Consider the following 25,777-nt stretch of genomic DNA (forward strand, 5'->3'; position numbering starts at 1 on the left):
CGTAGTGTTTTAGTCTCCCGTTCGTGACTTTGTTAGGCCAGTTCTGGGAAACGTTGTTGCACTTCTACCCACCAGGCCGCAAAGGCATCGTGGGATAAATGTTGTGTGGTGATATCCGGGTAGTTACCGTAGGTGTTGGGATGCGGGACGGTGGTTTTGGGTACATCGATCTGTCCGGCGCGGTGCATCTTTTCTGCGCTGGTTCCTGGCTTGTCGACGCGCGCTGCCCCAGCGATAACTTCATCTGGTGTCAGCGCGATCATGCGGTGTACCAGGCAACCGGATCCGCTTTCTTCCAATTCCGCGAGGTGAATCGCTGTTCCCGCACCGGGGATGGTCATCGTCAGTCGCGTATATAGATGTTTCACGTGAAACACTTCCCTATCTTCGTGTACTTCCCTATTTTCGTGTATTTAACTGTGGACGTTGAGCGCGTTGCCGGCGTCATCAATGGAAACCGGCTCCAACGGGTCACGGGCTGGGCCAGAGACCACGGAACCGTCGGCGATTTTGAATACGGAGTTATGCGCTGTGCAGCGAACCTCGTCGCCTTCGACTTTAGTGATTAGGTTCCGCTGGTGCGGGCACTGCTGGGAATATGCGACGTATTTACCTTCTTCAGGCTGGGCGATGATGTATCCGTCGGCAATGATTGCTGATCCGACTGGAATTTCCGCCTTGGCTACTTCCATTGGTGGTTCTTTACCACATGCGGCTAAGAAGGCGCCCGCGACGGTGGTAGCGGTTCCGAGAAGGAAAAGTCGACGGGAACAATTCTGTGCCATGGTGGTCACTCCTTGCGTTCGGGATGTGGGTTAACGCATTTATTGTCACAGTGTCTTTAATTTGTAGCAGGGGTTTTCTCTGCTGGATAACGTCACTGTGATTTTTAGGCTATTGATTATCAGCTTGCCGAGCAGCGCGGCGTAGTGCGTTCATATCAACACTGGGTGCTTTTGGTTTTCCGTCAGCGTCGGCACCGCCAGACGAACAACACCCACCGGTAGCATCCGCATTCTTTTTTGCGTTGACGTGCTGGTCGTAGAGGACAGCGGTCCGGGCACCCAGGTTGGCGCCGTAGGAAATGGCAATGATGCCGACGACCGTCGTCACTGCGGGAATTACCCACATCAGTCCACTTGCTTGTAGCGAAACTAAAGCGCCGAACGTCAGGCTTGCCCCAGCAACCAACCAGACCGGGCCCGCTACGGCGTGCGAGGTCATCCATGCTTCCGGCGATTTACGTGCTTCATGTACCCGTAAGCCGAAAACGCTGTTGCCAGGTAGCTTTTTTAAGGTGGCCAGTCCGCCCACGGTAATAACGATGGCGGCCAAAACGAACAGCAGGATGGGAACGACGATCATGTCCCCAGTCTAGCCCTGCCTGCGAGAATGACGAAAACACTTCGCTATGCTTAAGGGGTCCTGAATACCACCATCCATAGTTAAGAGTTTTCTATGAGCGTTCGTAAAGTCAGCTCCTCGCTGCTGTTTCGCGTCGTGGTGGCGATCATTCTTGGCGTCGTTACGGGATTATTCTTCCCGGAATGGCTAGCCAGAGTCTTCGTCACGTTCAACGGCCTGTTTAGCCAGTTCCTCGGTTTCTTCGTTCCGGTACTGATTTTTGCTCTCATTACCCCGGCTATCGCCGGACTGGGTAAAGGCGCTGGAAAGTGGCTAGGTATCACTACTGGGATTGCTTATCTATCCACCATTGGTGCCGGATTGTTGGCGTATGCAGTGGCGGTTTTTGGTTATCCAACATTATTGGGTGACCAGTCGCTTGATCTCGATGTCAGCGATGTAGAAGAAGGTGCATTGACGCCATACTTCGAAGTAGAGATGGCTCCTCCGTTTGAGATCATGACCGCTCTGCTTTTAGCTTTCGCGTTAGGTCTCGCGATGACGGCAGTCTCCTCCCCTGCCCTATACAAGGGGGTCCGGGAATTCGAGAAATTGATCATGAAGGTTATCACTTCCTTCGTGATCCCCCTGTTGCCACTGTTCATTTATGGAATCTTCTTGAACTTGATGATGAATGACAACTTGGGTGATGTCATCAGTTCGTTCGCCCGGGTGCTCGTGTTGTCTGTTGTCATGACGTGGGTAGTCGTTCTTCTGCAGTACCTGCTTGCCGGTGCACTGTCTGCGAAGAACCCATTTACCGCGCTGAAGAACATGCTCCCGGCCTACTTCACGGCATTGGGTACTTCTTCTTCTGCGGCATCCATCCCGGTTACCTATAAGTCCGTACTCAGAAACGGCGTGGCCCCGAATATCGCTGGGTTTGTGGTTCCTCTTGGTGCCACCATGCACTTGTCTGGGTCGATGACCAAACTGATTTTGTACACCTTCGGCATTGTTTACCTGTCCGGCATGGATGTCAGCTTCGGCCTCGCACTAGGTTTCATGCTGTTGTTGGGCATTATGATGGTGGCTGCCCCTGGTGTTCCTGGTGGTGCGGTGTATGCGGCATTGGGATTGTTGGGCAGCATGCTGGGCTTCGACGAGGATATGCTCGCACTAATGATTGCGGCGTATATCGTGGTCGATTCTTTCGGCACCGCGGCGAATATCACTGGCGATGGTGCGATCGCCTTGTTGATCAACAAGTGGACCAAGAACGGCACCGCGGCAGAAGGCGTTGGCTTGCCGGACGACTACGATGTTCCTGCCACGGGTGAAGCACTGGGCCAGGATTCGCCTGGCAGCGGAAGAACTGAAACAGGTAAAAACTGATTCAGACAAAATCTGATTCAGGCAACCGCTGACAGAAATACACAGACACTGACAATCGACAGTGACAATGATTTAAGCGCCAGGGCTGGGTTAGTCCTGGCGCTTAATGCGTTGCAGCTACCTTGTTGTAGCTACCTCGGTGCAGCTACCGCGTTGCGGCTTTCATGTGTGCGACGTAGTCGGATACCTCGTCGGCAAGCTCTGCGAGAGTGTACTCGTTACCTTGCTCCGTGGAATTAACCCGGCCAGCAATAATGCGGGTAATCGCAGAACCGGTGATCGCACCGTCAGCGCCAGCGGCCAATGCTGCGCGCACGTGTTCAGGCTCGGAAATGCCAAAACCTAAGAGCACCGGTGCACCGTCGAAACGCTTAATCGCATCGACAACAGTATCCAATCCCCCGGTCTCGGCTTCTTTATCCGCGCCAGTGACACCGTGGCGTGATAACGCGTAAATATAACCCGTCGAGTTTTCACTAACCGCCCGCAGCGTTTCCTCGCTGGCACGTGCCGGAGCAATAAATATCTGCGAAATTCCTGCCTGTTGCGCGGCCGCGACGAACGGAGCACCTTCGCGGGTGGGAACATCCGGGATCAAGATGGAATCCGCCCCCGCCTCGGCGCAGGCTTGATAGAACTGTGCGGTTCCCTTGCTTACCGCCAAATTGCAATAGACCAGCAATCCGATGGGAGTATCTGGGAATTCCTCGCGGATCTGGCGCAGCTGTTGCAACGACTTATCCAGACTGGCACCTGCGCGCAAAGCCCGTTGGTGGGATTTCTCGATTTCTGGTCCGTCGGCGACCGGGTCACTAAAGGGAATGCCGATTTCCAATGCGTCTGCCCCAGCATTCACTGCTGCCCGAATGAGTTCTAGCGATGCTTCGTAGCTAGGATCGCCGAGCATAAAAAACGGCACAAACGCGCCCTCGCCCTTTGTGCGTAAATCAGCGAACAGTGTTTCGTAACGTCCCATGATTATGCTTGGCCCTTCTCGTCATTTTCTTCGGCGGCTTTTTTCTGTGCGGCGTTGTCATCGGCATAGCGTTGCCAGGCGCCAGTCTCATCTGCCAAATCACCTAAGACGTGGCGCACATGATCGATGTCTTTATCGCCTCGGCCGGATAGTGAGACCACGATGGAGATATCTTCGTCTTTACGCTTCAGGGCATACGCCAGGGCATGTGAGGATTCCAGTGCCGGAATGATGCCCTCTTTCTGTGCCAGCAGTTGGAATGCTTCCAGTGCTTCGGCGTCGGTAATGCCAACATAGGTCGCACGACCGCTGGCGTGCAGGTGTGCGTGTTGTGGTCCGACACCGGGATAATCCAGCCCGGCTGAAATCGAATAGGACTCATCGACCTGGCCCTCGGCATTGCGCATCAGATATGAGCGCGTGCCATGCAGAATTCCGACAGTCCCCTGCGTGATAGTGGCACCGTGTCGTCCGGAGTCCACTCCTTTGCCGCCAGGCTCGGCACCGACAAGTTCGACACCCGGCTCATCGATGAAGTCTGCGAACATACCAATCGCATTCGATCCACCGCCGACGCAAGCCACGACGACGTCGGGAAGACCACCGGTGCGTTCAATCATTTGTGCTTTCGCCTCGGAGGAAATCACGCGGTGGAATTCTCGCACGATGGTTGGGAATGGGTGCGGACCTGCCGCGGTGCCGAGCAAATAGTGCGAATCCTCAAAGGTGGCGGTCCAATCGCGCAAAGCCTCGTTCACGGCATCCTTCAGCGTGCCGGAACCGGTTTCCACGGAGACCACCTTGGCCCCCATGAGTTCCATGCGGAACACGTTGGGTGCTTGCCGACGCACATCCTCGGCGCCCATATACACCACGCACTCCAGATCAAGCAGCGCGCAAGCTAAAGCCGTCGCGGTACCGTGTTGGCCTGCGCCGGTTTCGGCAATCACACGCTTTTTGCCCATCCGCTTGGCCAACAGCGCTTGACCCAACACCTGGTTGGTTTTGTGTGCTCCGCCGTGCACGAGGTCTTCGCGTTTCAGGAAGATGCGGGCCTTGCCGCCCAGGCGGGTAGCTTCGGTTAATGGTGTCGGGCGGCCCAGGTAATCTTTGAGCAGACGTGCTAATTCATCCTTGAAGGATTGGTCTGCCATTGCGTCGACGAAAGCACGCTCTAATTGATCCAGTGCAGGGATCAAGGATTCGGGGACGAATTGCCCGCCGAATTCGCCAAAATATGCCGGCAAAATTGTCGCACGTTCATTGCTCATGGTGTGTCCTAGTCTCGGGATTCTGGGTAGTCGTGGGGTTCTGTGTAGTTGCGGATGGTGGCAAAGGCAGTTCGGATTAGTGAGGCGTCTTTTCGTGGTGCTGCGGCCGGTCCTGCTTTTGAGGTCTCAGTTGCGGTAGAAGGGGCTACCTCTACCCCGGAGTTCAGGTCGATGCCGAAGCATCCAAGTTCCAGTGCGGCTTGGAGGTTTTTGGGGTTGATCCCGCCTGCTAACAATGAGTGGGGCTTAATCTCATCGGGAATTGATTGCCAGTCGAAGGTGCTGCCGGTTCCTCCTTGGCCCGCATCGAGGACGAGTTTGTCGGCAGCGCCGGGGGCAACGAGCTCGTTGAGTCTCTCCGGTTCCACCTCCGGGGTGGTCATGGAGATCGCACGCCAGAGTTCTAGGCCGGTATCCGCTGGGTCCGCTCCCGCGGCGCGAAGTTCGGCACGTACGCCTGCGAGTAATTTTTCTTCCCCGGCAATAGACCCCTGGTATGGGCTGTGGACTTGGAGGGCGTGGATGCCGGGTTGTACCAGCTCGGCCCAGCCCGTCGTCCGGCGTGAAACTGCGACGTAGCGCAGTCCGGGTTCATCGGCGATGATCTTTTTCGATGTTTCACGTGAAACATCGCGGGGAGATGTTTTCTCGAATATCAAACCGCCGTAGACCGCACCCGCGGCGCGAGCGGCTTGCGCGGTGCCCGACGTCGTCAAGCCACAAACTTTGTTATGGCCATAGACTAAGGCGCGGGCTGCCCAGTCTGTATCCGGCTGCGAAGACAACTGCGAACCGACCAAAAATCCGGAAGCGTGTGCGCCCAAAGCCCGCACTGCCCTATTATCCCGAATTCCGGATTCAGAAAGGGCTAGTGTTCCTTCTGGGAGCAATGCCGCTAATTTCGCAGTGCGTGAAAGATCTATGGAAAGATCATGCAGGTTCCGGTTGTTGATGCCCACGATCTGCGCACCCAAGCGCAACGCGCGGGCAACCTCGTCCTCATCAATGACTTCCGTGAGCACGTCCAGGCCCAATTCGTCGGCAAGCGTAGACAGCCGTGCGTACTCGTCATCGTCGAGCACCGAGAGCATCAACAAGATCGCGTCGGCACCGTAATAACGCGCAGCATAGAGCTGCACGGGGTCGATAATGAAATCCTTGCACAACACCGGAAGGTGCGTCGACATGGCGACGGTTGCAAGGTGGTCATAGTCGCCACCGAAATGCTCCGGCTCGCACAACACGGAAATTCCGGCAGCATAACGCGAATACACCCGCGCCAACTCGCCGGGCTGATAATCTGCCCGAATCAGGCCCAGTGACGGCGAAGACGACTTGCACTCCATGATGAACGCCTGTGGGCGCGCCCGAAGTGAATCGTACAAACTGCGTTGTGAGCGTGGCAGCTGTGCACGGTCCACGTGTGCGATGCGCTCGGTGATGGCTGGCAGGTGCGTACGACGCTGGGCAACGATATTTTCTAGCACCGTGGGCAATTTAGCGTTCACCGTAATCGGCCTCCTCGTGGGTAGCCAACCAACGCTTCGCGGTGCCGTCGTTAATGATTTGAGTTGCCAGCGCGGTTCCTTCGGCAATGGAATCTGCCTTGCCGATGACGTACAGCATTGCTCCGGCGTTGACGGCGACGGCGTCGTGGTGTGCCTGTGGTGCCGTGCCTTCGAAGATAGCCCGGATTGCAGTGGCATTCGCAGTACCATCTCCGCCTTCCAAGGCAGCTAATTCGTGGCGGGCTACACCGAAATCTTCTGGGGTGAGCTCGTACTGTGCAATTTCGCCGTCGCGCAATTCCCAGATCGTGGTCGGGCCATGCACCGCTACTTCGTCAGTACCGGAGCCATGCACGACGAGTGCTCGTTTGCGGCCGAGCTCGCGGAATACCCGGGCGATGGTTTCTCCGATTTCTGGCCGGGCGATACCCATCATCTGAAACTCTGGACGTGCCGGCGACAACAAGGGGCCCAAGGTATTGAACAGGGTGGGAACCTTCAGTGCCTTGCGCACGGGCATCACGTGCGCAACCGCCGGATGATACGCCGGGGCGAATAAGAAGGTGAAGCCAGAATTCTGGAATTGGGTAACTGCACGATCCACATCCAAGTCCAGCGGGATATTGAGGGCTTCCAGGACATCGGCGGAACCGGAACGTGACGACACCGAACGGTTGCCTCCTTTCACCACCTTTGCTCCCCCGGCGGCGGCAACCAGCGAAGCCGCAGTAGAAATATTAATCGTGTTGGTGCCATCACCACCCGTGCCGGCGGTATCCAGCAAACCGGCACCGGTAATCGGGAATGGGCGCGCGGCATTGATAAACGCTTGCGCGGCGCCGGCGATGTCGGCGAAGGTCTCACCACGGGTGCGGATCGTGGCCAGCAGAGCCGCAATGTGTACGTTCTCGTACTCGCCAATGGTCAGTGGTTGGAAAACTTCGCGGGCTTGCTCGACTGTCGGGTCATGATTGTCCAGATAGGCCAGCAGCCGGTCCAGCGGCGCGGGGTTCGCGTCAGCGTTGTCGGAGCCGTGGTCCGCGGTGGTGCTTTCCGCGCCGGCGTTTTCAGCGTTGGCGTTTTCCGCAACGGTGTTTTCAGTGGTGGTTTTTCCGGTGGTGCGCTGGTCAGTCATCAGCACTCCCCTTTCGTCAAAAAGTTGATGCAGCGATTCAACAAGACTGGCCCCTTCGGGCTCAAGATCGACTCCGGGTGGAACTGCAAGCCCATGCACGAGCCATCGGGGGCATAAGCCGCCATGGCCACATCGCCTAAGTCAGTCTTTGTCGTTGCAAGTACCTGTAGCTGTTCCGGCGGGTTCGCGCATCCCAACGAGTGGTAACGCGCCACCGGCACCAAACGGCCGACGTGCTCTGGTTTGTCTGGTTCCTCGTCGATTGCCAGCCCAGCAAACAGCGGATGGTGCGCGCCAGCATCAGTCAGCGTCATAGGTATGGAGCGGCCGTGCACCGGTCCACACGGTTCCACTGTGCCGCCGTAGTGTTCCAGGAGGGCTTGGAATCCCAGACAAATTCCAAGCACCGGTATTTCACCATGGATGGCGTCGAGAAGCTCCATCATGTTCCCGGTTTCCCGTGGGTGCCCCGGCCCCGGTGAGAACAACAGCAAATCCGGCTTGGCGGCCAACACCGTCTCCACATCGACCGTGTTGCGGAAAACTGTGCAGTGGTGCCCGCTCAGCGCGTCGACCAGGTTGTAAATGAATGAATCGCGGTTATCAATCACCACGACATGCGGCTGTGCTGTCATGTGCGGCTGTGCAGTCATTATCGTGCCACCTCCACTGGCGCCCCCAGCGCGACGGCATCGAGCACCGCATACGCTTTGTGTACTGTCTCGTCGGCCTCGGCCTGCGGAATAGAATCCCGCACAACGCCGGCACCGGCCTGAATGATCGCTTCCCCGTTACGAACGAACGCACTGCGAATGACGATGCAGTTATCCATGCGTCCGTCGCCACCGAGGTACCCGACTGCGCCGCCGTAGGAACCGCGGCGCTTGCCTTCCACCTCGCGTAGCAGATCCACCGCACGCAGTTTTGGTGCACCAGTCAGCGTGCCCATGTTCATGCACGCGCGGTAGGCATCGAGGGCGTCGAAATCCTCGTGCAAGGTGGCGGTGACGCGGGAGACGAGGTGCATCACTCGCGAATATCGGTCCACTTGCAACAGCTCCGCGACTTTACGCGTGCCAGGTACTGCGACGCGGGCGAGATCGTTACGTGCCAGATCCACCAACATGGTGTGCTCGGCCAGCTCCTTGTGGTCGGTGCGCATCTCCAGCTCGTTGCGGATATCGAGTTCGTGATTGACGCTGCCATCCGGGTTTAAGCCGCGCGGGCGCGTTCCTGCAATTGGATACAGCTGCACTTCGCGCGTATCCGGGGAGAATTTCAGGTTGGACTCTGGCGAGGCGCCAAACAACTCGTAGTCTTCGCCGCGGAAGTAGAACATATACGGCGATGGGTTTGTCTGGAGTAGGCGCCGGTAAGAAGAAAACGCATCTGCACATGGGGCGCGGAAGGTGCGCGCGGGCACCACCTGATAAATATCGCCCTGATAAATATTGCCTTTGAGCTGCTCGACGTGGCTGCGGAATTGTTGGTCGTCGATATCTGTGCGGACCCGCAGCGGTTGGTTCTTGTCGACGCCCTGCTCCGGTGGAGCCAGTGGTGTGATCTCAGTTTCGGCTTTCGTGGCATAGGCAGCCAGCCGCTTGTCGACGTCGTCCTGGCTGGTTCCGACGCCGCACACATATGCCGTCTGTGACAGGTGGTCTACTTTTAGTAGTGTTTCTGCGACGACGAATTCGTAATCTGGGTATGTGTTGTCGCCTTCGCTGACCGCGGGTAGGGTTTCGAAGGTTTCTAAAAAGTCGTAGGCGAAGCCGCCAGCCAATAAGGGCAGATCCGGTACTTCTCCGGCGGAGCCCTGTTGAGTGTCGTTGCTGCCATACTGCTCGCTCAATTGCAGCCGACGCAGCACTTCTGCCGGGGAGATCGCCAGCAGGCGTTCGCGTTCATCGGCGGCCTGGGATACCGGGAACTCGAAGACTGCCACTCCCCGATCGTCGTCATTGCCGTCGCCATTGCTCGTGACTTCATGTTCGGAAAGTTCGGCACGTAATTTCGCTATGATCTCTTCGCCGGTAGCTGTGAGCGCCTGCGCGGTAACCCGGCTGCCGTGGCAGCGAACGCGAACAGCGGAATCGAGAACCGCCAAGCAGAGAAGGTTTTTCTTGGATTCGATATCCGCTGATTCCAGCAGTACTGTATCTGTGCGCTCGAGCCCGCCTAGATGGGCGAAAAGCTGCGTCGCATCCGCGTGGTAGCGCAGATCGCGGCGCGCTGTGGGGAGATGTGCAGCAAAATTCATAGCCCCAACAATACTGTGTGGCAGCCGACATGGGCGGCGTGACCTAGGCTTAAATTCGCTCCGAGGGTCGGCGCCGCCGGGAATGGCAATGTTTCACGTGAAACATTGCTTATTCCGCACCGAAAACGAGCTCGCCGTTTTTATAGGTTCGGTAAGTCGCAGGCATGCCTGGGCGGTAAGCCAGCTCGATTGCGTTGGTGAAGTTGAGCACGTGCAAATCTGCTGCCGCACCGGGGACCAAACTTCCGCGGCCAGGACGGCCCTGTGCATCTTCCCCAGCTTTGACCGGTTGGCGACGCAGCGCTTTCGCCCCGCCCAAGGTTGCGGCTTCGATAGCCTCATCCAAACTGAGGTCTTGCTGCAGCACCGCCGTGGTGACGCAGAAATTCATCGAGGAAGTATACGACGTGCCAGGGTTCAGATTTGAGGCAATCGCGACGGTGACACCGGCATCCAGCAATTTCCGAGCTGGGGCGAGATCTTGTTTCGTCGACAAGTCACAGGCCGGCAACACCGTAGCGACGGTCTCGCTGCCGGCTAGTGATTGGATATCGTCGTCGGAAAGATAGTTCACGTGGTCCACCGACGCGGCACCGAGCTCAACGGCTAGGCGTACACCGGGGCCCTGCTGCAGCTGATTGCCGTGCACGCGTGGAAGCAGACCCCGCTTCTTACCGGCCTCGAGTACCTTGCGCGATTGTTCCTCGTTAAACGCGCCGGTCTCGCAGAAAACGTCGATCCAGCCAGCGTGCGGCTCTACGGCGTCCAACATCGGGCCGACTACTTCTTGCAGATATTCGTCGGCATCTGCTCCCGGCGGAACCAGGTGTGCACCCAGGAAAGTCACGTCGTCGACGCCCTTGCTGGCTACTTCGGCTGCCAAAGCTTCGGATTCCGTGTTCAGACCGTAGCCGGTCTTGGTTTCGATGGTGGTTGTGCCACCCGCGTGACAACCAGCGATGCGTTCTTGCAACAACTGTTCCAAACGCTCACGCCCAGCACTGCGTGTGGCTTCCATGGTGGTGGCGATCCCCCCGGCCGAATAGGATTCGCCTGCCATGCGGGCTTCAAACTCCTCGGCGCGGTTGCCATCGAAAATCATGTGCGTGTGTGAATCCACCCAACCTGGCAGTACTGCACGGCCGCCCAGGTCGATCTTTTTCTCTACGGTCTCGGAGAGGTCCTGTGGCAGGTCATTCAACGCGCCGACCCAGGTGACGACGCCATTACCGTCGACGAGCAGCGCGCCGTCTTTAATGGTGCCCGCTTCCGAGACCGTGCGTAGTTCGCTGATGTTGTGGAAAAGTGTGCTCATGATGCCTTTCGAATGGTGATATCTCGCGTGCGTGGAGATGTCTGTCTATGTGCAAGTCCTCATGGGTGCTGCCTTCGTGGGCGCTGCCTTCGTTGGTACTGTCGCCGGTGGGCGCTCGGCCCTGTTCTGCTGGGCCGGTGCTCCCCTGCTAGCGCCCTGACGCTAACGCTTTTCTGCCAGCTCCCGATACCAGCGTCTAATCCAGCGCGCCGACGACGCCTTCGACGCTGGCAACGAGTGCTCCACTGGCAACCAGCTTGTGGGCGTAAGCAATTTCTGGAGCCAGGAAGCGGTCGGTGGCAGGCGCTGCTACCCCTTCGCGGAGCAAAGCAACGGCGGCTGTGGTGCCCGGGGCGGATTCGGTCTCAGCATCACGGCAGCGCATGGTAATCGCGCGGGCGGCGGTGAGATATTCAATGGCCAAGACTCGCTGCAGGCCGTCGACGGCGGTGCGAAGCTTGCGGCCAGCGGACCATCCCATGGACACGTGATCTTCTTGCATCGCGGACGACGGAATGGAATCTGCCGAGGCTGGATTTGCGGCCCGTTTCAGCTCTGAGACAATCCCGGCTTGGGTGTATTGCGCGATCATGTGGCCGGAGTCGACACCAGGGTCGTCGGCAAGAAACGCTGGCAAGCCGCGGTTGCGTGCAGTATCCAAGAAGCGGTCGGTGCGACGCTCAGAAATCGAGGCTAGGTCCGCCGCGACGATTGCCAAAAAGTCCAGTACATAAGCTACTGGTGCACCGTGGAAATTGCCGTTGGAGCGTACTTCCCCATCGATGACGACGGGATTGTCGACGGCTGCTGCGAGCTCGCGCTCGGCGACGGTAATGGCGTGGGTGATGGTATCGCGGAAACCGCCGCTGACCTGCGGTGAACAACGCACTGAATACGCATCCTGGACTTGGGTTTGCCGGAAGTCTTCTTGCGCGGCCGCCAGCAATGGCGAGTCGGCTGCGACGGTGCGGATATTGCGTGCCGACGATGCCTGGCCTGGGTGCGGGCGTAGTTTTTGCAGTTTATCGTCGAACACACTCAGGGTGCCGTGTAGGCCTTCTACGGTCATTGCCGTGGAAATATCGGCGACCTTCGCCAGATCCTGCAGATCGTGGATGGCCAAGCACAGCATGCCCAGCATGCCGTCGGTGCCGTTGATCAACGCCAGGCCTTCTTTTTCTTCCAACTCGAGCGGGGTGATGCCGGCGTCGGCAAGCGCACTAGCGGCAGGCACCGGTTTTTCGGAGCCAGGAACGCGCACCTCCCCCTCCCCTAGTAATGCCAGTGCGCAATGCGACAGCGGCGCGAGATCGCCGGAACATCCGAGTGAGCCGTACTCGTACACCACCGGGGTGATGCCCGCGTTGAGAACTGCGGCGTAGGTTTCGGCGACGACCGGGCGCACGCCAGTATGTCCAGTGCATAACGTTGACAAGCGAAGCAGCATCAGTGCGCGGATAACCTCTTGTTCTACCTCCGGCCCGGAACCTGCCGCATGCGAACGCACGAGCGAACGCTGTAGCTGGGCACGCATATCGTGCGGGATGTGTCGGCGGGCCAGAGCACCAAATCCGGTGGAGACGCCATAGACCGGGGTTGGTTCATTGGCGAGGTCATCAATGCGCTTGCGGGTGATCGCGATTTGCTCGAGGGAATCCGCAGAAATTTCCACCGCTGCCCCACCGCGTGCGACGGCGACTACTTCCGCAATACTTAATGCGCCGGTGCCTACCGTGATGGTGTGTTTGGCATCGGGGTTACCGTTGGAGGTTCCTGTGTTCATTGTGACTCCTTGATAGTTGGGTTTTGATGCTTGGCGGTTTTGTCTGGGTTTGCTTAATGTTGATGCGGTTTAATCGCTTAAGCGTGGGCGTAATTTTATTGTGTACTACAGCACTATTTTAGTGGGTGTCCAACGTGCCCGCTAAGTTGTTTGTCTTGGATACCAGACTTCTGAAATTTGTGCAGCGCACTACCTAGCTGCCATTATAAATTCGTCACTGTGATGAAAACACGTTATTGTTCTACCAAGCCTGGGGAGACCGAAAACAAACTGATTAGACTAGCTGGCATGAGTAAATTTACTTGGAGTGGACGCGTTGATGGACCTGGCCCAGAACATGCCCGTTGGCATTCGGTGATCGATGCAGATTTCACCCTTGGTGACGCAGCGGAGGCCCAACCGGGTGCTGTGTTGCTTGGCTTTGCCTCTGATGAAGGAGTTCGTCGCAATGGTGGCCGACAGGGTGCCGCGGCCGGCCCGGATGAGCTTCGCCGGGCATTGGGCGGATTGGCTATCCACGATGATTTCCCCCGCTACGATGCGGGAACAGTCCGCTACGAACGCCGAGATTTAGAATCCGGGCAAGAAGAACTTTCGCAATGCGTCGCCGCGGCCGTGCGCGCAGGACACTTGCCGGTAATTTTGGGTGGAGGGCATGAAACCTCATTTGCTTCCCACCGTGGTTTGGTGCGCGGATTAAAAAATGAAAATTCTGCTTCGCTGGAATCGCTCGGAATTTTTAATTTAGATGCCCATTTTGATTTACGTGAGGCAGAAGAACCGACCTCAGGAACTCCATTCCGGCAAATTTCTGAAATCAACGGTAAAGATTTCAATTATGTTGTTTGGGGTATTTCAGCCGCGAACAATACTCGCGTGTTATTTGCAGCCGCAGAGCGGCTTGGCGTGAGCTATTTACTTGATGAAGATCTGGCCCGGCTAACCGTGCAGGAAGTCACCGAAATTGCAATAAAAGAATCTGAAAATTTTAAAAACATACATCTTAGTATTGACTTAGATGTACTTCCGGCATCGGTGGCGCCGGGTGTATCTGCCCCGGCCGCTCTTGGCGTGGAAGCGTTGAAAATTCATGCGATGGCACTGGCTTTGGCGCAAACCGGAAAGCTTCGTCTCGTGGACGTGGTTGAGTTGAATCCAAAGTATGATGTAGATGCACGGACAGCCAAGCTGGCGGCCCGCATGATTCACGACATCATCGCCGAACACGGCGCAGCCCGCAAATAAACCGCAAAGCTAGCGGTGGCTATTACTATCTAGGCCCAACGTGTTAAAACTAACACCATGAATGCAGTGATTATTGCCGTGGTGGTCATGCTGGGTCTGGCCGTCGCCCGCGTCCACGTGGTACTAGCGCTCCTTATCGGCGCGATTGTCGGCGGTCTGGTTGGCGGCTTAGGTATCGGTGGTGCCTTCGCAGCTTTCCAGGATGGTATTGGCAATGGTGCGTCCATTGCGCTGAATTATGCCCTGCTGGGTGCTTTCGCTCTCGCGGTCGCGAATGCGGGTCTCCCCCGCTTGCTAGCCGAATCCATCATTAATCGGATTGACGCAGACAATGCAGAAAATAATGAGCAAACCAAAGAAAAAGCCGTAGCCGTCGCCAAGTGGCTTACGGTCGCAGGTTTGCTGCTCATGGCGGTCATGTCGCAGAACCTGGTGCCAGTGCACATCGCGTTCATTCCGTTGATTGTGCCTCCGCTGCTTTCCGTTCTCAATAAAATGCAGGTGGACCGCCGACTGATCACCTGTGTGCTGACTTTTGGCCTGGTTACCACCTATTTCTTCATTCCGGTTGGTTTCGGCAATATTTATATGAATGACATTCTCCGCAGTAATATCGTGGATGCGGGAATGCCCGAAGCTAATAATGTTTCCGTCATGCAGGCCATGGCGATCCCTGCCCTCGGCATGCTCACTGGTGTTCTGTTTGCAGTTTTTGTCAGCTACCGCAAAAAACGTACTTATCAAGAAATCCCAATCTCGAAGGACGCAGCCAAAGCCGTCGAGATTTCGCGTTATCGCATCACTATTTCCATCGTCGCACTGATCGCCACCTTCGGCGTGCAGATTGTGCTGCAATACTTAGATTCCGATGCCGATAGCTTGCTGGCTGGTGCCCTCGCTGGCTTGGTAATCATGCTGGCCTTCGGTGGTGTGGAATGGAAACAATCCGACGATATCTACACCGAAGGTATGCGCATGATGGCGTTGATCGGTTTCATCATGATCACCGCGCAAGGCTTTGCTTCGGTTATGGCTGCTACGGGACACGTGGAGACCCTCGTCGAGTCCACCGCTGCTGCTTTCGACGGTAATCGTGCGCTGGCTTCGCTGGCGATGCTGCTGGTGGGTCTTATCGTCACAATGGGTATCGGATCATCCTTTTCGACGTTGCCGATCATCTCCACCATCTACGTCCCTCTGTGTATCTCTCTGGGCTTCTCCCCGCTGGCCACCGTCGCTCTGGTGGGTACTGCAGGTGCGCTGGGTGATGCGGGCTCCCCGGCCTCGGATTCCACGCTGGGGCCAACTTCTGGCCTGAACGTCGACGGCCAGCACGACCACATCCGCGATTCTGTGATCCCGACGTTCCTGCACTTCAACATCCCGCTGATTGCTTTTGGCTGGGCGGCCACGATGCTGCTGTAGGTGAGTGGGCGTAGGTGAGTGACTGTAGGTGAGTGAACTGCCCGCTAGAACTTACTGCGCCACGGGTTTTTGCTTGCAATGAGAAATTTTTCGATATCTCGCGGTTGCGCCCGTAGCGTCGGGTCAAAATCCAGATAAACCTTCGTTTCGCGGGCGACGAGGCCAGAAAGAATGAGTAAGCCAATCAGGTTTGGTATTGCCATCAACCCGTTGGCGATATCTGCGAAGGTCCAGGCCAGGCTGATCTCTGTAGTTGCGCCAATGTAAATAACGCAGGTAAACACCATGCGGTAGGGAATTGAGGCCCAGGCACCGAAGGCACGTTCGGCGCTGCGCTCTCCGTAATAGGACCAGCCAAGAATCGTCGAGAATGCGAAAAATATCACCGACAAAGAAACGATAGTGCCGCCCCAATCAGAGCCAATACCTTCGCTGAAGGCCGCGGCGGTCATGTTGGCAGCGTTATTCTGACCGGCTTCCCACACCCCAGTGGTCACGATGACTAGCCCAGTCATGGTGACCACCACGATCGTGTCGATGAAGGTTTGCGTCATGGAAACCAAACCCTGGCGCACCGGGTGGGTGGTTTTGGCAGCCGCGGCTGCAATCGCGGCCGAACCCATGCCGGATTCATTCGAGAAGATACCGCGGGCGACACCCATCTGCATTGCCAGGATTATTCCCGCCCCGAGGAACCCGCCGGTGGCAGAGGTACCAGTGAACGCGTCGTTAAAGATCATGGCGAAAGCTGCAGGAATTTCGCTGGCGTGCATGACCAGCACAATGATCCCGCCGGTGAGGTAAATAATGATCATCAGTGGGACAAAAGCTGAGGTGACTTTGCCGATAGAGCCGATTCCGCCGAGTAGCACCGCGCCGATGAGTACGAACATGATGACGCCGGTGACTGTTGGGCTCACAGCAAAGGTGCTTTCCAAACCTGCGGCAACGGCATTGCCTTGCGTGAGGTTTCCGATACCGAATGATGCGATGATTGCGGAAATCGTGAAGAACCACGCGAGGAATTTACCCAGTCTGCCGGGGATGCCCTGGGAAAGATAACGTTGGGGCCCGCCCGAGACTTTGCCGTGTGCATCGGCTACGCGAAAACGCACCCCCAGGAATGCTTCTGAGTATTTCGAGGCCATACCGAGCAGCCCGGTGATCCACATCCAGAACAGAGCGCCCGGCCCGCCGATGGAAATCGCTGTGGCCACACCGACGATGTTGCCCACACCGACGGTGGCGGCGAGGGCAGTGGTCAGCGCTTGGTATTGGGTTATGTCACCTGCGCCATCCGCGTCATTACGGTCAATGAAGCCGTGGCGTAGCGCCACTCCGAGTTTGCGGAACTGCACACCGCGCAGGCGGATCGTGAGCCACAAGCCGGTGAACAACAGCAGGGGAATGAGGAACCACTGGCTCCAAATAAACTTGTCAATGCCGTCCAGAATGTTCTGGAGCGAATCTGCGAATGAATCGTCTGCCATAAACTACAGAGAATACGCACAGCCCCCTATTAACTTCTCTGCTGGGTTGCTACGCTTTGGGTAGCAGCTATTATCTCAAGTAGAAAGCGTAGCCTAATCATGGTTGACCCAACGGTGTCCGCCGGTCCCGCCTCCGGTGGGCGTTCTTCTGTGCAATCTGAATCATCTGCTTCTCACCTGCGATCTGGAGCTGAGCCACACCCACATGCTGCGCTCCAGCTGCAAGGTTTGGGTAAGTCCTACGGCGACAAGGTCGTCGTGCGGGATATTAACCTTCGGGTTCCGCGCGGTAGCTTTTACGGCCTCGTCGGCCCGAATGGCTCGGGTAAAACTACCACCGTGTTGATGGCTACTGGCCTGCTGCGCCCCGATACCGGCACCGCGTTGGTGTGCGGGCATAACGTGTGGGGTAGTACGGCGGAGGCCAATGCTGCGAAAGCCGCTTACGGGCTGCTTGCCGACGGCTTGCCCGTTTTTGATCGTCTATCCGGACAGGAATACTTGCATTACCTGGGCCTTTTGCGTGGCATCGATGAGCCCACGGTGGCGCAGCGCTCTCGTGAGTTGCTGGATGCGTTGGACCTGGCTGATTCTTCCAGCAAGTTGATCGTCGATTATTCCGCAGGCATGACCAAAAAGATCCTGCTGGCCGGGGCACTGTTGCACCGCCCGGACATTCTGATTCTCGACGAGCCTTTTGAAGCCGTTGATCCGGTTTCTGCGACCACCATCCGGGAGATTTTGCAAGCCTATGTTGCCAGCTCCGGCACGGTGATTATGTCTTCGCACGTGATGGAAACCGTGGAAGCGTTGTGTGATCACGTCGCGGTGATCGGCAAGAACCAGGTGCTTGCCGACGGCACGTTGGATGAGGTGCGTGCTGGTTCTAGCTTGAGCGAGCGTTTTGTGGAACTGGTCGGTGGGCGTCATCTGGCGGAAGGTTCACTGGAATGGCTGGCTGGCGCGGGACAGAAGAGCTCTAGTGCCGACGACGCCTCCGATAGCAATAAGGGGGCGCAGCAGTGACCCGCACAGCACCAAGGACCAACACAGCAGCGACGCAGACAGCAGCGCAACCGTCGCTACGAGTATTTACTAGCTTGCACTGGAAGTTGTGGAAGCGGCATTTCAGTACGAATACTTCGCAAATTTTCATCGCCATAATAGTCGCGTTCTATTCCTTCATTGGGCTGGTTGGCCTCGGCGCACTTACGCTGCTGGGAGCCTCTGTTGGTGATTTCATGCCCATGATCTATAGCCTGGCGGCGGGCACGGTGGGCTACTGGCTGGCAGCGTTGTTTATGCCGGCCGGAGAGAACCAAGTTGATCCTGCACGTCTGGCGGTGCTGCCGCTCACGGAAGCAGTGATGTTACGGGGTGCGGCGGCGACCTCACTGTTGACGGTACGGGGCGTGCTGGCGATATTTAACTCATTGGTGATGATCGTGCTTGGTGCCGTCGGTTTGGTGCAACACGGCAGTGGGTGGGGCATTGCGGTGTGGATACCGGCTGTGCTGGTTTCATTGGTGATTACGGTTGCTGGTGGGGAAGCCTTGGCGAGGTTGCTGGGAAGTGTAGGAAACCGCAAGAACAGTGAGAAAGCTGCGATGGCTAGCGCCCTGGGCTTCATCGTGGTGGTCTTCGGTTTCAACTTTGTTGTCAACGGCAGTTTGGAATTTTCGCTGCCGTGGGATACTTTGCTGGCACTTGTAGCATGGACGCCGTTCGGTGCGGCACCAGGTGCGGCCGTTGCTGTGCTGCAGGCTCATTGGGTAATTGCCCTGGTGCAGGCAGCGATTTCGGCGGCGACGGTCGTAGTGGCGTGGCGCGTATGGCACTGGGCGCTGCGACGTAATGCGCAGACCGTGACCGGCGATTCCGGGGCGGCAGCCACTGGTTCTGCAGCGGGAAGCGTGTTATTGCCGGGGGTGCGGGCGTCGGCAAGCGGGGCAGTGTTCTCCCTGACATTGCGGTATTGGCGCCGTGATATTCGCTTTACCTACAACCTGCTAGTCATGCCATTGTTTTTGGTGATGGTGCTGGCAATGTCTGCGATTAATGGTCAGTCTGGTATGGCCTATGCCGCGGTGTTGTTTTTTGTGTTGTTTGCTGCCGGTATGACCTCGAATGCGTTGGGCTATGACGGGCCGTCGAACTGGGTGCACATGAGCACTGGATTGGCGCCGCGCACGCTATTGTGGGCACGCACGCAGGCGGTGTTGCTGCTTACTCTGCCGACCTTGGTGATTTACCTGGTGGTTTTGGCGATGCTGGGTACCGAGCTGACCACTGTGGTGGTGCTCGCGGTGATCGCAGGCTCGGCGGTGTTGCTGAATGCGGGGTTGGCGGCGCTGTTGGCAGTGTGGAATCCGTTTCAGGTTTCCGCGCCGGGCACCAACCCGATGAAGGATAAGTCGGGGTTTTCTGTTGGAGCGCTGATCATGATGCTGGTATCTGTGCTGATGGTGTGGTTACCGCTCGCGCCCGGGATCATCATGATGATTGTTGGCATGAACCTCGGTGATGGTGGTGTCACACAGTTGTCTGGCTTGCCGACGTTGTTCTGGGCTGGTGTTGTTCTGAGTGTGCTTGTTGCGTTGGCTGGGCTTTGGTTGGGGCATGCTGCGGCCGCGAAGCGTTTGGAAAAGCGGTGGCCGGAAGTTTTTGCTAAGGTGCGGAATTTTTATTAAATCTGTGCGGGGATAGCAGTTTTCTACAGCACAGCAGCTTTCTACAGCACGATTTTTCGGGTGACCGGGCTGATCACGGAGGTGATGGGCCCGGTTTTGTTTTGCCGCATGTCGTGGCTTTTTGCTGGGGGCATGCACAGGTTTTTAGTGGTGAATGAGCATGGCTTAAGCAGGAAAACCAGCCTTGTTGCAACCTATTTTCAGGTAGGTTATTTTTAACTAAACTCATTGGGAATGGGTTTCAATAAGAAAGGTTTTATTAGTGAAAACTTCAGATTTCTCGCGTGCCGACGTGCGCGCTCAGGGGCGACGTTTTACGGTGCCTGGATCGCGTCGTTCGCGGATCCGTATCGCGGTGGCAGTAACCGCGGCGTTGAGCACCGCGTTTGCTGGTCTCCCGGCAGCTTCGGCAGGCCCTGATGATGGCAAACTCATTTTGACCGAACGCCACATTGATTCGCCTTATGTGGTGAGTAAAGATGGGCAGTTTGATGCGCGTACTAAATACAATCAGATTGTCGATGGTGACTATGAGGCCACAACCGCAGCTTTTGCTGATTCTGCCCTGTGGATTGGTAAAGGTTGGGATGATGAAGCGAAAACCAAGCCGAAATATCAAATTACGTTGCCCGATAACGGCGATTTTGCTTTTATTGGCGAGCCTGGCGAGACCTACGTGCAAGCACCCAGTGGTGCAACCGGCAGCAACCACAAGCCGATTTGGTACGGGTTTGGTGCTGAGAGTGGCCTCGACGTCAGCAACGTGCAAAATGGTCGGGTCGCGCTGGATTTGATCGGCATCGACGGCCCTGGGGACATGGAACAGTACAATTACAACCCCAACGACGTTTTCAATCTTGCACGCGTGGTTGGCACAACGCAATCCTCTTCGCATTCTATCTCGATTAAGCCTGCTGAGCACACGCACTTAAACACACTGTTTACTAAGCCGGGACGGTACGAGTTGACCTATCGTGTGAGCTCGCGTACCAACGACGGAAAATTCGTCACTTCAGAACCACGCACCCAGGTAATTCAGGTTGGTGGACAGCGGCCACTGGATACTCCAACCGAGTCAGTGGAAGATCGTTTTAAAAAAGCTCCACAAGGAGACGCTGCGGCAGCAAATTACCGGCTTACGATTGCTCCGAAATCCGAGCCGAAGGCGGGTGGGGACGACAAACTTTCGACGATCACCTTCGATGCGGGTAAGGAAGGCCTGAATGGTACCGTCACTTTGTTCGTCGACGGATATTTCTTAACGGACCTTGCCGTGGAAAACGGCAAAGCAACCTGGGATGAACTGTTGAGCCCGAAGCAGTCGAATATTCAGGCTGTTTTCACCCCGGATACTGTGGTCGCTGGTGAATCCACTGTTCAGGGCACTGGTGAGGGCGCTGCGGCTGTTGTAGGAACGGCTCCGCGGTGGATTTCTGCACCGCTACCGTATTCTGCTGGCGAGTCGAAAGAAACCACCAGTGCACAGCATGCGGATGCTTTGCCGAAGGGTAATAATAAGCGGGATCTGCGAACTCCAGAACCGGGTACCCAGTTGACCAGCAAAGATGTTGACGTACGTTATGTCTCCGGTGATGGGCTAACCGACACGTATTACGTAGAAGCCAAGGACCCGACTTTCCAAGGTGCGTTTACTGGTGGAGTCTATAGCACGATGAAAGATACGGAAGGTGGTTATGCTGACTTACCATTAGAAGGCGCTATCGTTAATGGCAAAGGCTTTGTGACGATCGATAAGACGTATGCACCACGTGAAGGCGTGCTGTTCATGAATGTTATTCCGCACCCTGGTTATGGGCTAGCTAATGCTCGCGGGGCAATTACTGAAAAGTTTATCCGCGGCAACTCTTACGAAGGTACCGTGCACTTTGGTGAATCCCCCGGAGTACCGGAAAGCGTTCCAGATGCTTCCGATGATGCTGGACAACAGCCTCCCGCAGACAAGCCATCTGAAGTTCCAAACCCCCCGGAGAGCTCTGAGAATCCAGGAGTGCCAGGAAATCAGACTCCTTCACAGCAAGGTCGTGGGGTGTGCGTCGGCAAGAAATTATTGGACCGGGGACATGTTGATGTCTTGGCGAAGCACAACGCCGATGGGTTTGATATTAGTCTGAAAGATGATACCCGCCTGATTGACAAGAAGAGCGTGGAGCGTGCGCTGAGCGAGGTTGCTTTGGTGGTGGGTGATAACACTAAGGAGACTCGACGGGCAGCCCACCAGGGTGCGGAGTTTGACTTCCTCGGCAAGCAGGATGACGGTTTTTACCATTTGCCACAAACACAGCGTCCTGGTGTGATTTGGCCAGGTTATAACACTGAAGCGATTGATTTTAACAAGATTGATGGGGACGTCTCGCTCAATCTGCAGCCGCGTGATGTGCCGGAAGGCGCAACCTGGGGAACATTTATCGATGGACGATTGGGTGAGGCGCCGACGGTCTTGTCTGATTCAACCAAGAATGATCATTCGATTGAGTCGAGCTTCGCTTCACACACTCACATCCATTGGGGATTTTCCAAGCCGGGTGTCTATATCTTCGATGCTAATTACAGCGCGAAAGCTAAAGACGGCCGTGAGATGAAGTCCGAAAGCCAGGAATTTGTCATTACGGTAGGCAAGGATGCAAAGGAGACCTGCACCGCACCAAAGCCAGGGGCAGGGCAGGAAAACAAGCCAGAAAACGGTTCGGATGAACCCGCACCTGGAAAACCTGAGGGTGAGCCAAAGCCGCAGGGGCCAAAGCCCGGTGAGCCGGAAGCTCCGAAAGATCCGGAGACTCCGAAAGATCCGAAGCCGAGCCAGCCGGAAAAGCCGCAACCACCAAAGCAACCGGAAACCCCGAAGAAACCAGAGAAGCCGGAAGCTCCGAAGAAGCCGGGCAACCAATCCAAGCCAGGCGGTTGGTCACCGCAAAACTTCTTCTCGAATTTCAACCCAGTGCACCTGCTAGCACCAGTGTTGGGCATTGTGTTCATTGCGCGGATGGTTGCGCTGTTTATGGAGCTGCAGCCGCAGGTTGCCAACTTCTTTGCGCAGGGCATCCCAGGGCTTCCGAAGTGGGGAAAGTAGTGAAGAGCTGAAACGCTTTCTCCACGTATTGGGCCTTTCTTCATAATTTCTGTATGACACACGGCAACCTTAAGCCTTGTTGCAAACTGCTTTCAGTTACGGTATTTTGACACCACTCCTGAAAAGCGGATTCATTTTTAATAAAGAAAGGCTTATGAGTCATGGCCCCACAGCTTCGTCGCTCGCGCGCGACAGGGCGGCGTAGTCGCAATATCCGATTAGCGGTTGCAGTTACCGCGGCCCTCAGCACTACTTTTGCTGGGTTGCCAGCAGCAACCGCTGGCCCAGATGACGGCAAAAAGATTCTCACCAGAGAACACATTGATGCGCCGTATACCGTGCGGGATGAAGCCGGGGTGTTTGACCTGTACGCACATAATAACGAGGGAGCACACAAGTTCTCAGAGTCTGCGGTATGGATTGGAAAAGGCTATAACAGTGACGGCGCTGATAAGAAGCAGCAGTATCAGTTCACCGTGGCTGATAATGAGCGCCTGAGCTATTTAGGCACCCCAGGCGACACCTACGTGTATTCGCCAGAAACGCCATTGGGAGGCCGACAAGACCCAGCATGGCTTGGTTATGGTGCAGAAAAAGACTTAAACGTCGACGATATGCTGAACGGCCGGGTATCGCTGGATCTTTTGTCGGTGGATGGCCCAGGCGAGGTAGAGCAACTGCAGTACCGGTCCGGGCAAGCGATCGATGTCCTGCGTCTTTTGGGTACTAGCGCATCGTCGCCACGTTCCATTTCGATTGAGCCCGGCGAGCACAACCACATCGGAACCGTATTTACTAAACCCGGACGATATGAGCTGAAGTTTCAGACCAGCGGTCTGCGCAAAGACGGCACTTATGTGGCCTCCGAACCACGAACCATGGTGATTCAGGCGGGCGGCCAGCAGCCGAAATCAGAGGCCACGAAGCCTTTACAGGAACGCTACAATCAGGCGCGCACAGCAAATCTTGCAGAGGCCAATTATCGGTTAAGCGTTGCGAAAAAAGCGGACCCGACTGTCGACGGTGACGATAAACTTTCCACCATCTCCTTCGATGCCGGAAACCCGGAGCTTTCTGGCACCGTGACGTTATTCGTCGACGGATACTTTTTGACCGACCTTGAGGTTGAAAACGGTAAAGCCTCCTGGGATGAATTGCTGAGCGCCCAAGAATCCAATATCCAAGCGGTGTTCACCCCGGATGATGAAACTTCTGCGCACTGGATTTCTGCACCGTTAGCATATTCCGCAGGCCAGGCTGGGGTCGAAACCACCTCGGACAATCATGCGGAGCAACTGCCCAAGGGCAATAACCTGCGGACCTTCAACTTCCCGGCACCGAATACAGCGGTCACGAATGATGAGGTCACCGTGAAATACGTCCCCGGGGCTAATGGGGTCGGAGAAATCGTCGTCGAGGCGAAAGACCCGAAACTACAGGGTCTGATTACGGGTGGAATCTATGAAAATGAAGCTTGGTTAGAAAAAGGTACCGCAGACCGGGAATTGGCGGGCACCTTTCAGGACGGCAAAGGAACGCTCCGGTTTGGAGAAGAGTACCTACCGGAGAATGCGCTCCTAAAAATCGATGTCATTCCACATGCTGGATTTGGCCGTAAAGCTGCATCCGGAATTGTCACAGACAAATTCAACGCTGGAACTAGCGCCGAGGCGACCTTCCGCTTGGGTGAGATCGATGGCTCGCTAGAGCCTGAGCTGCAAAGACCAGGACAAACTGGCCAAGATGATAGCGGTACCGAAAACTCGGGTGCACAAAACCCAGGCGCAGAACAGCAGGAACCGCCAAAGAACAACGAGCAGCAGGGCAGTGATGAGCAGGCTGGGCACCCAGTTTGTGAGGACAAGGTCCTTCTCAACCGCGGTCACGTCGACATTCTGGGTAGGCGCACTAAAGATGGTCTTGATATTGCGTTGAAAGACGATACGCGGCTGGCCGCAGATAAATCCGTGGAACGTTCCTTGGAGGATGTCGTTTTTGTTATCCGGGACAATGCGAAACGGAAGCGCCCGGAGCAATTGAGCGACGAAAAGTATAACTTCATTGGCGAGAAAGGCAGTGAGTTTTACTATTTGCCGCAGGCTCAGGACAAAGCCGTCTTGTGGCCGGGGTACAACACCGAAGCTATTCCGGTGCAGGACGAATTCGACGGCCCAGTATCTCTGAACCTAGTTCCACGTGAAACACCGGAAAACTCCAGCTGGGGTGTGTTCATCGATAAGGGGTCTTTCGGCGGCGATCATGAGATTCTTGCCGACTCCACCAAACAGGATTATTCGATTGAATCTCATTACTCGGCGCACACCCATGTGCACTGGGCTTTCTCTCATCCGGGAATCTACACCTTCGACGCCAGTTACAGCGGCAAGACGAAAGATGGCACAGAATTGAAGTCTGATAGCCACGAGCTCGTCGTCACCGTTGGGGAAGAGGCATTGGAGACGTGCAAGACCGCTCCGGCACCGAAGCCTGATCAACCGGACCAGCCTGATCAACCGAATCAACCGAGCAACCCGAACCAGCCGAGCAAACCAAATCCGCCAAGCCAGCCAGGCACCCCAGGCAAACCTGAAACCCCAGAAAAACCCGAGAAGCCAGGTGCCCCGGAAAGCGGCAAGAAGCCAGAATCTCCGAAGGATCCAGACAAGCAGTCCACACCAGGCAGCTCGTCACCAAAGGGCTTCTTCTCTAACTTCAACACGGTTCACTTGCTAGCACCAGTTCTGGGCATTGTGTTCATTGCCCGTATGGTCGCTCTGTTGGCGGAATTGCAACCGCAAATCGCCCACTTCTTTACTTCAAAAATGCCAAATTTTCCCGGAAAGTAATCCTTC

At 56.2% G+C, this 25,777-nt stretch carries 19 protein-coding genes; 7 read left to right on the forward strand and 12 right to left on the reverse strand.

The features are described 5' to 3' along the window. Positions 1–32 precede the first annotated feature (32 nt). The 3 genes from HMPREF1292_RS02865 to HMPREF1292_RS02875 all read right to left on the reverse strand — a co-directional run bounded on the left by HMPREF1292_RS02865 (position 33) and on the right by HMPREF1292_RS02875 (position 1,365). Positions 33–368 (reverse strand): hypothetical protein, encoded by a 336-nt coding sequence (locus tag HMPREF1292_RS02865; RefSeq protein WP_023018664.1) that lies wholly within the window; start codon positions 366–368, stop codon positions 33–35. A gap of 45 nt (positions 369–413) precedes the next feature. After that, positions 414–785: a Rieske (2Fe-2S) protein gene (locus HMPREF1292_RS02870; protein WP_021353365.1), complete on the reverse strand. Its 372-nt coding sequence runs from the start codon at positions 783–785 to the stop codon at positions 414–416. Between the two features lie 109 nt (positions 786–894). Further along, positions 895–1,365: an SdpI family protein gene (locus HMPREF1292_RS02875; protein ID WP_023018665.1), complete on the reverse strand. Its 471-nt coding sequence runs from the start codon at positions 1,363–1,365 to the stop codon at positions 895–897. Between the two features lie 93 nt (positions 1,366–1,458). Between HMPREF1292_RS02875 and HMPREF1292_RS02880 the strand changes: the two genes are divergently transcribed. Next, the gene (locus HMPREF1292_RS02880; RefSeq protein ID WP_023018666.1) at positions 1,459–2,739 is read left to right on the forward strand and encodes a dicarboxylate/amino acid:cation symporter; all 1,281 of its coding nucleotides are present in this window, start codon (positions 1,459–1,461) and stop codon (positions 2,737–2,739) included. Between the two features lie 145 nt (positions 2,740–2,884). Here HMPREF1292_RS02880 and trpA read toward each other — a convergent pair whose 3' ends face one another. From trpA to hutH, 8 genes are all read right to left on the reverse strand, one after another. Next, the gene (gene trpA, locus HMPREF1292_RS02885; RefSeq protein ID WP_023018667.1) at positions 2,885–3,715 is read right to left on the reverse strand and encodes a tryptophan synthase subunit alpha; all 831 of its coding nucleotides are present in this window, start codon (positions 3,713–3,715) and stop codon (positions 2,885–2,887) included. A 2-nt stretch (positions 3,716–3,717) separates the two neighbouring features. Then, positions 3,718–4,986: a tryptophan synthase subunit beta gene (trpB, locus tag HMPREF1292_RS02890; protein WP_023018668.1), complete on the reverse strand. Its 1,269-nt coding sequence runs from the start codon at positions 4,984–4,986 to the stop codon at positions 3,718–3,720. A gap of 8 nt (positions 4,987–4,994) precedes the next feature. Beyond that, positions 4,995–6,494 carry a bifunctional indole-3-glycerol-phosphate synthase TrpC/phosphoribosylanthranilate isomerase TrpF gene (gene trpCF / locus HMPREF1292_RS02895; protein WP_023018669.1) on the reverse strand — a complete coding sequence of 500 codons (1,500 nt, stop codon included), beginning with the start codon at positions 6,492–6,494 and terminating at the stop codon, positions 4,995–4,997. Continuing rightward, positions 6,484–7,629, reverse strand: coding sequence for an anthranilate phosphoribosyltransferase (trpD, locus tag HMPREF1292_RS02900; protein ID WP_023018670.1), 1,146 nt, complete (start codon positions 7,627–7,629; stop codon positions 6,484–6,486). The genes trpCF and trpD overlap by 11 nt, the downstream gene beginning before the upstream one ends. Next, a complete protein-coding gene (locus HMPREF1292_RS02905) occupies positions 7,629–8,282 on the reverse strand; it encodes an anthranilate synthase component II (protein WP_023018671.1) in 654 nt (217 codons plus the stop codon). The genes trpD and HMPREF1292_RS02905 overlap by 1 nt, the downstream gene beginning before the upstream one ends. Continuing rightward, on the reverse strand, positions 8,282–9,889 hold the full coding sequence (locus HMPREF1292_RS02910; RefSeq protein ID WP_023018672.1) for an anthranilate synthase component 1: 1,608 nt from the start codon (positions 9,887–9,889) through the stop codon (positions 8,282–8,284). The genes HMPREF1292_RS02905 and HMPREF1292_RS02910 overlap by 1 nt, the downstream gene beginning before the upstream one ends. A 109-nt stretch (positions 9,890–9,998) precedes the next feature. Then, complete coding sequence (hutI, locus tag HMPREF1292_RS02915) at positions 9,999–11,204, reverse strand: imidazolonepropionase (RefSeq protein ID WP_023018673.1); 1,206 nt, start codon at positions 11,202–11,204, stop codon at positions 9,999–10,001. A gap of 196 nt (positions 11,205–11,400) precedes the next feature. Next, the gene (gene hutH / locus HMPREF1292_RS02920) at positions 11,401–12,987 is read right to left on the reverse strand and encodes a histidine ammonia-lyase (RefSeq protein WP_023018674.1); all 1,587 of its coding nucleotides are present in this window, start codon (positions 12,985–12,987) and stop codon (positions 11,401–11,403) included. Between the two features lie 288 nt (positions 12,988–13,275). On the opposite strand from hutH, the gene hutG reads away from it, so the two are divergent. After that, positions 13,276–14,232, forward strand: a complete 957-nt coding sequence (gene hutG, locus HMPREF1292_RS02925) for a formimidoylglutamase (protein WP_034645017.1) — start codon at positions 13,276–13,278, stop codon at positions 14,230–14,232. Between the two features lie 57 nt (positions 14,233–14,289). After that, positions 14,290–15,657 (forward strand): Na+/H+ antiporter family protein, encoded by a 1,368-nt coding sequence (locus HMPREF1292_RS02930; RefSeq protein WP_023018676.1) that lies wholly within the window; start codon positions 14,290–14,292, stop codon positions 15,655–15,657. Positions 15,658–15,701: 44 nt separating this feature from the next. Here HMPREF1292_RS02930 and HMPREF1292_RS02935 read toward each other — a convergent pair whose 3' ends face one another. Then, positions 15,702–17,147 carry a sodium:alanine symporter family protein gene (locus HMPREF1292_RS02935; RefSeq protein WP_023018677.1) on the reverse strand — a complete coding sequence of 482 codons (1,446 nt, stop codon included), beginning with the start codon at positions 17,145–17,147 and terminating at the stop codon, positions 15,702–15,704. A gap of 99 nt (positions 17,148–17,246) precedes the next feature. Between HMPREF1292_RS02935 and HMPREF1292_RS02940 the strand changes: the two genes are divergently transcribed. From HMPREF1292_RS02940 to HMPREF1292_RS02955, 4 genes are all read left to right on the forward strand, one after another. Next, the gene (locus HMPREF1292_RS02940; protein ID WP_023018678.1) at positions 17,247–18,173 is read left to right on the forward strand and encodes an ABC transporter ATP-binding protein; all 927 of its coding nucleotides are present in this window, start codon (positions 17,247–17,249) and stop codon (positions 18,171–18,173) included. Next, complete coding sequence (locus tag HMPREF1292_RS02945; protein WP_023018679.1) at positions 18,170–19,837, forward strand: hypothetical protein; 1,668 nt, start codon at positions 18,170–18,172, stop codon at positions 19,835–19,837. Before HMPREF1292_RS02940 ends, HMPREF1292_RS02945 begins: the two co-directional genes overlap by 4 nt. Before the next feature lie 262 nt (positions 19,838–20,099). Beyond that, positions 20,100–22,925 carry a choice-of-anchor M domain-containing protein gene (locus HMPREF1292_RS02950; protein WP_023018680.1) on the forward strand — a complete coding sequence of 942 codons (2,826 nt, stop codon included), beginning with the start codon at positions 20,100–20,102 and terminating at the stop codon, positions 22,923–22,925. A gap of 161 nt (positions 22,926–23,086) precedes the next feature. Continuing rightward, positions 23,087–25,771 (forward strand): choice-of-anchor M domain-containing protein, encoded by a 2,685-nt coding sequence (locus HMPREF1292_RS02955; RefSeq protein WP_023018681.1) that lies wholly within the window; start codon positions 23,087–23,089, stop codon positions 25,769–25,771. Positions 25,772–25,777 lie beyond the last annotated feature (6 nt).

The sequence above is a fragment of the Corynebacterium sp. KPL1995 genome (assembly GCF_000477935.1).
Lineage (GTDB): Bacteria > Actinomycetota > Actinomycetes > Mycobacteriales > Mycobacteriaceae > Corynebacterium > Corynebacterium pseudodiphtheriticum.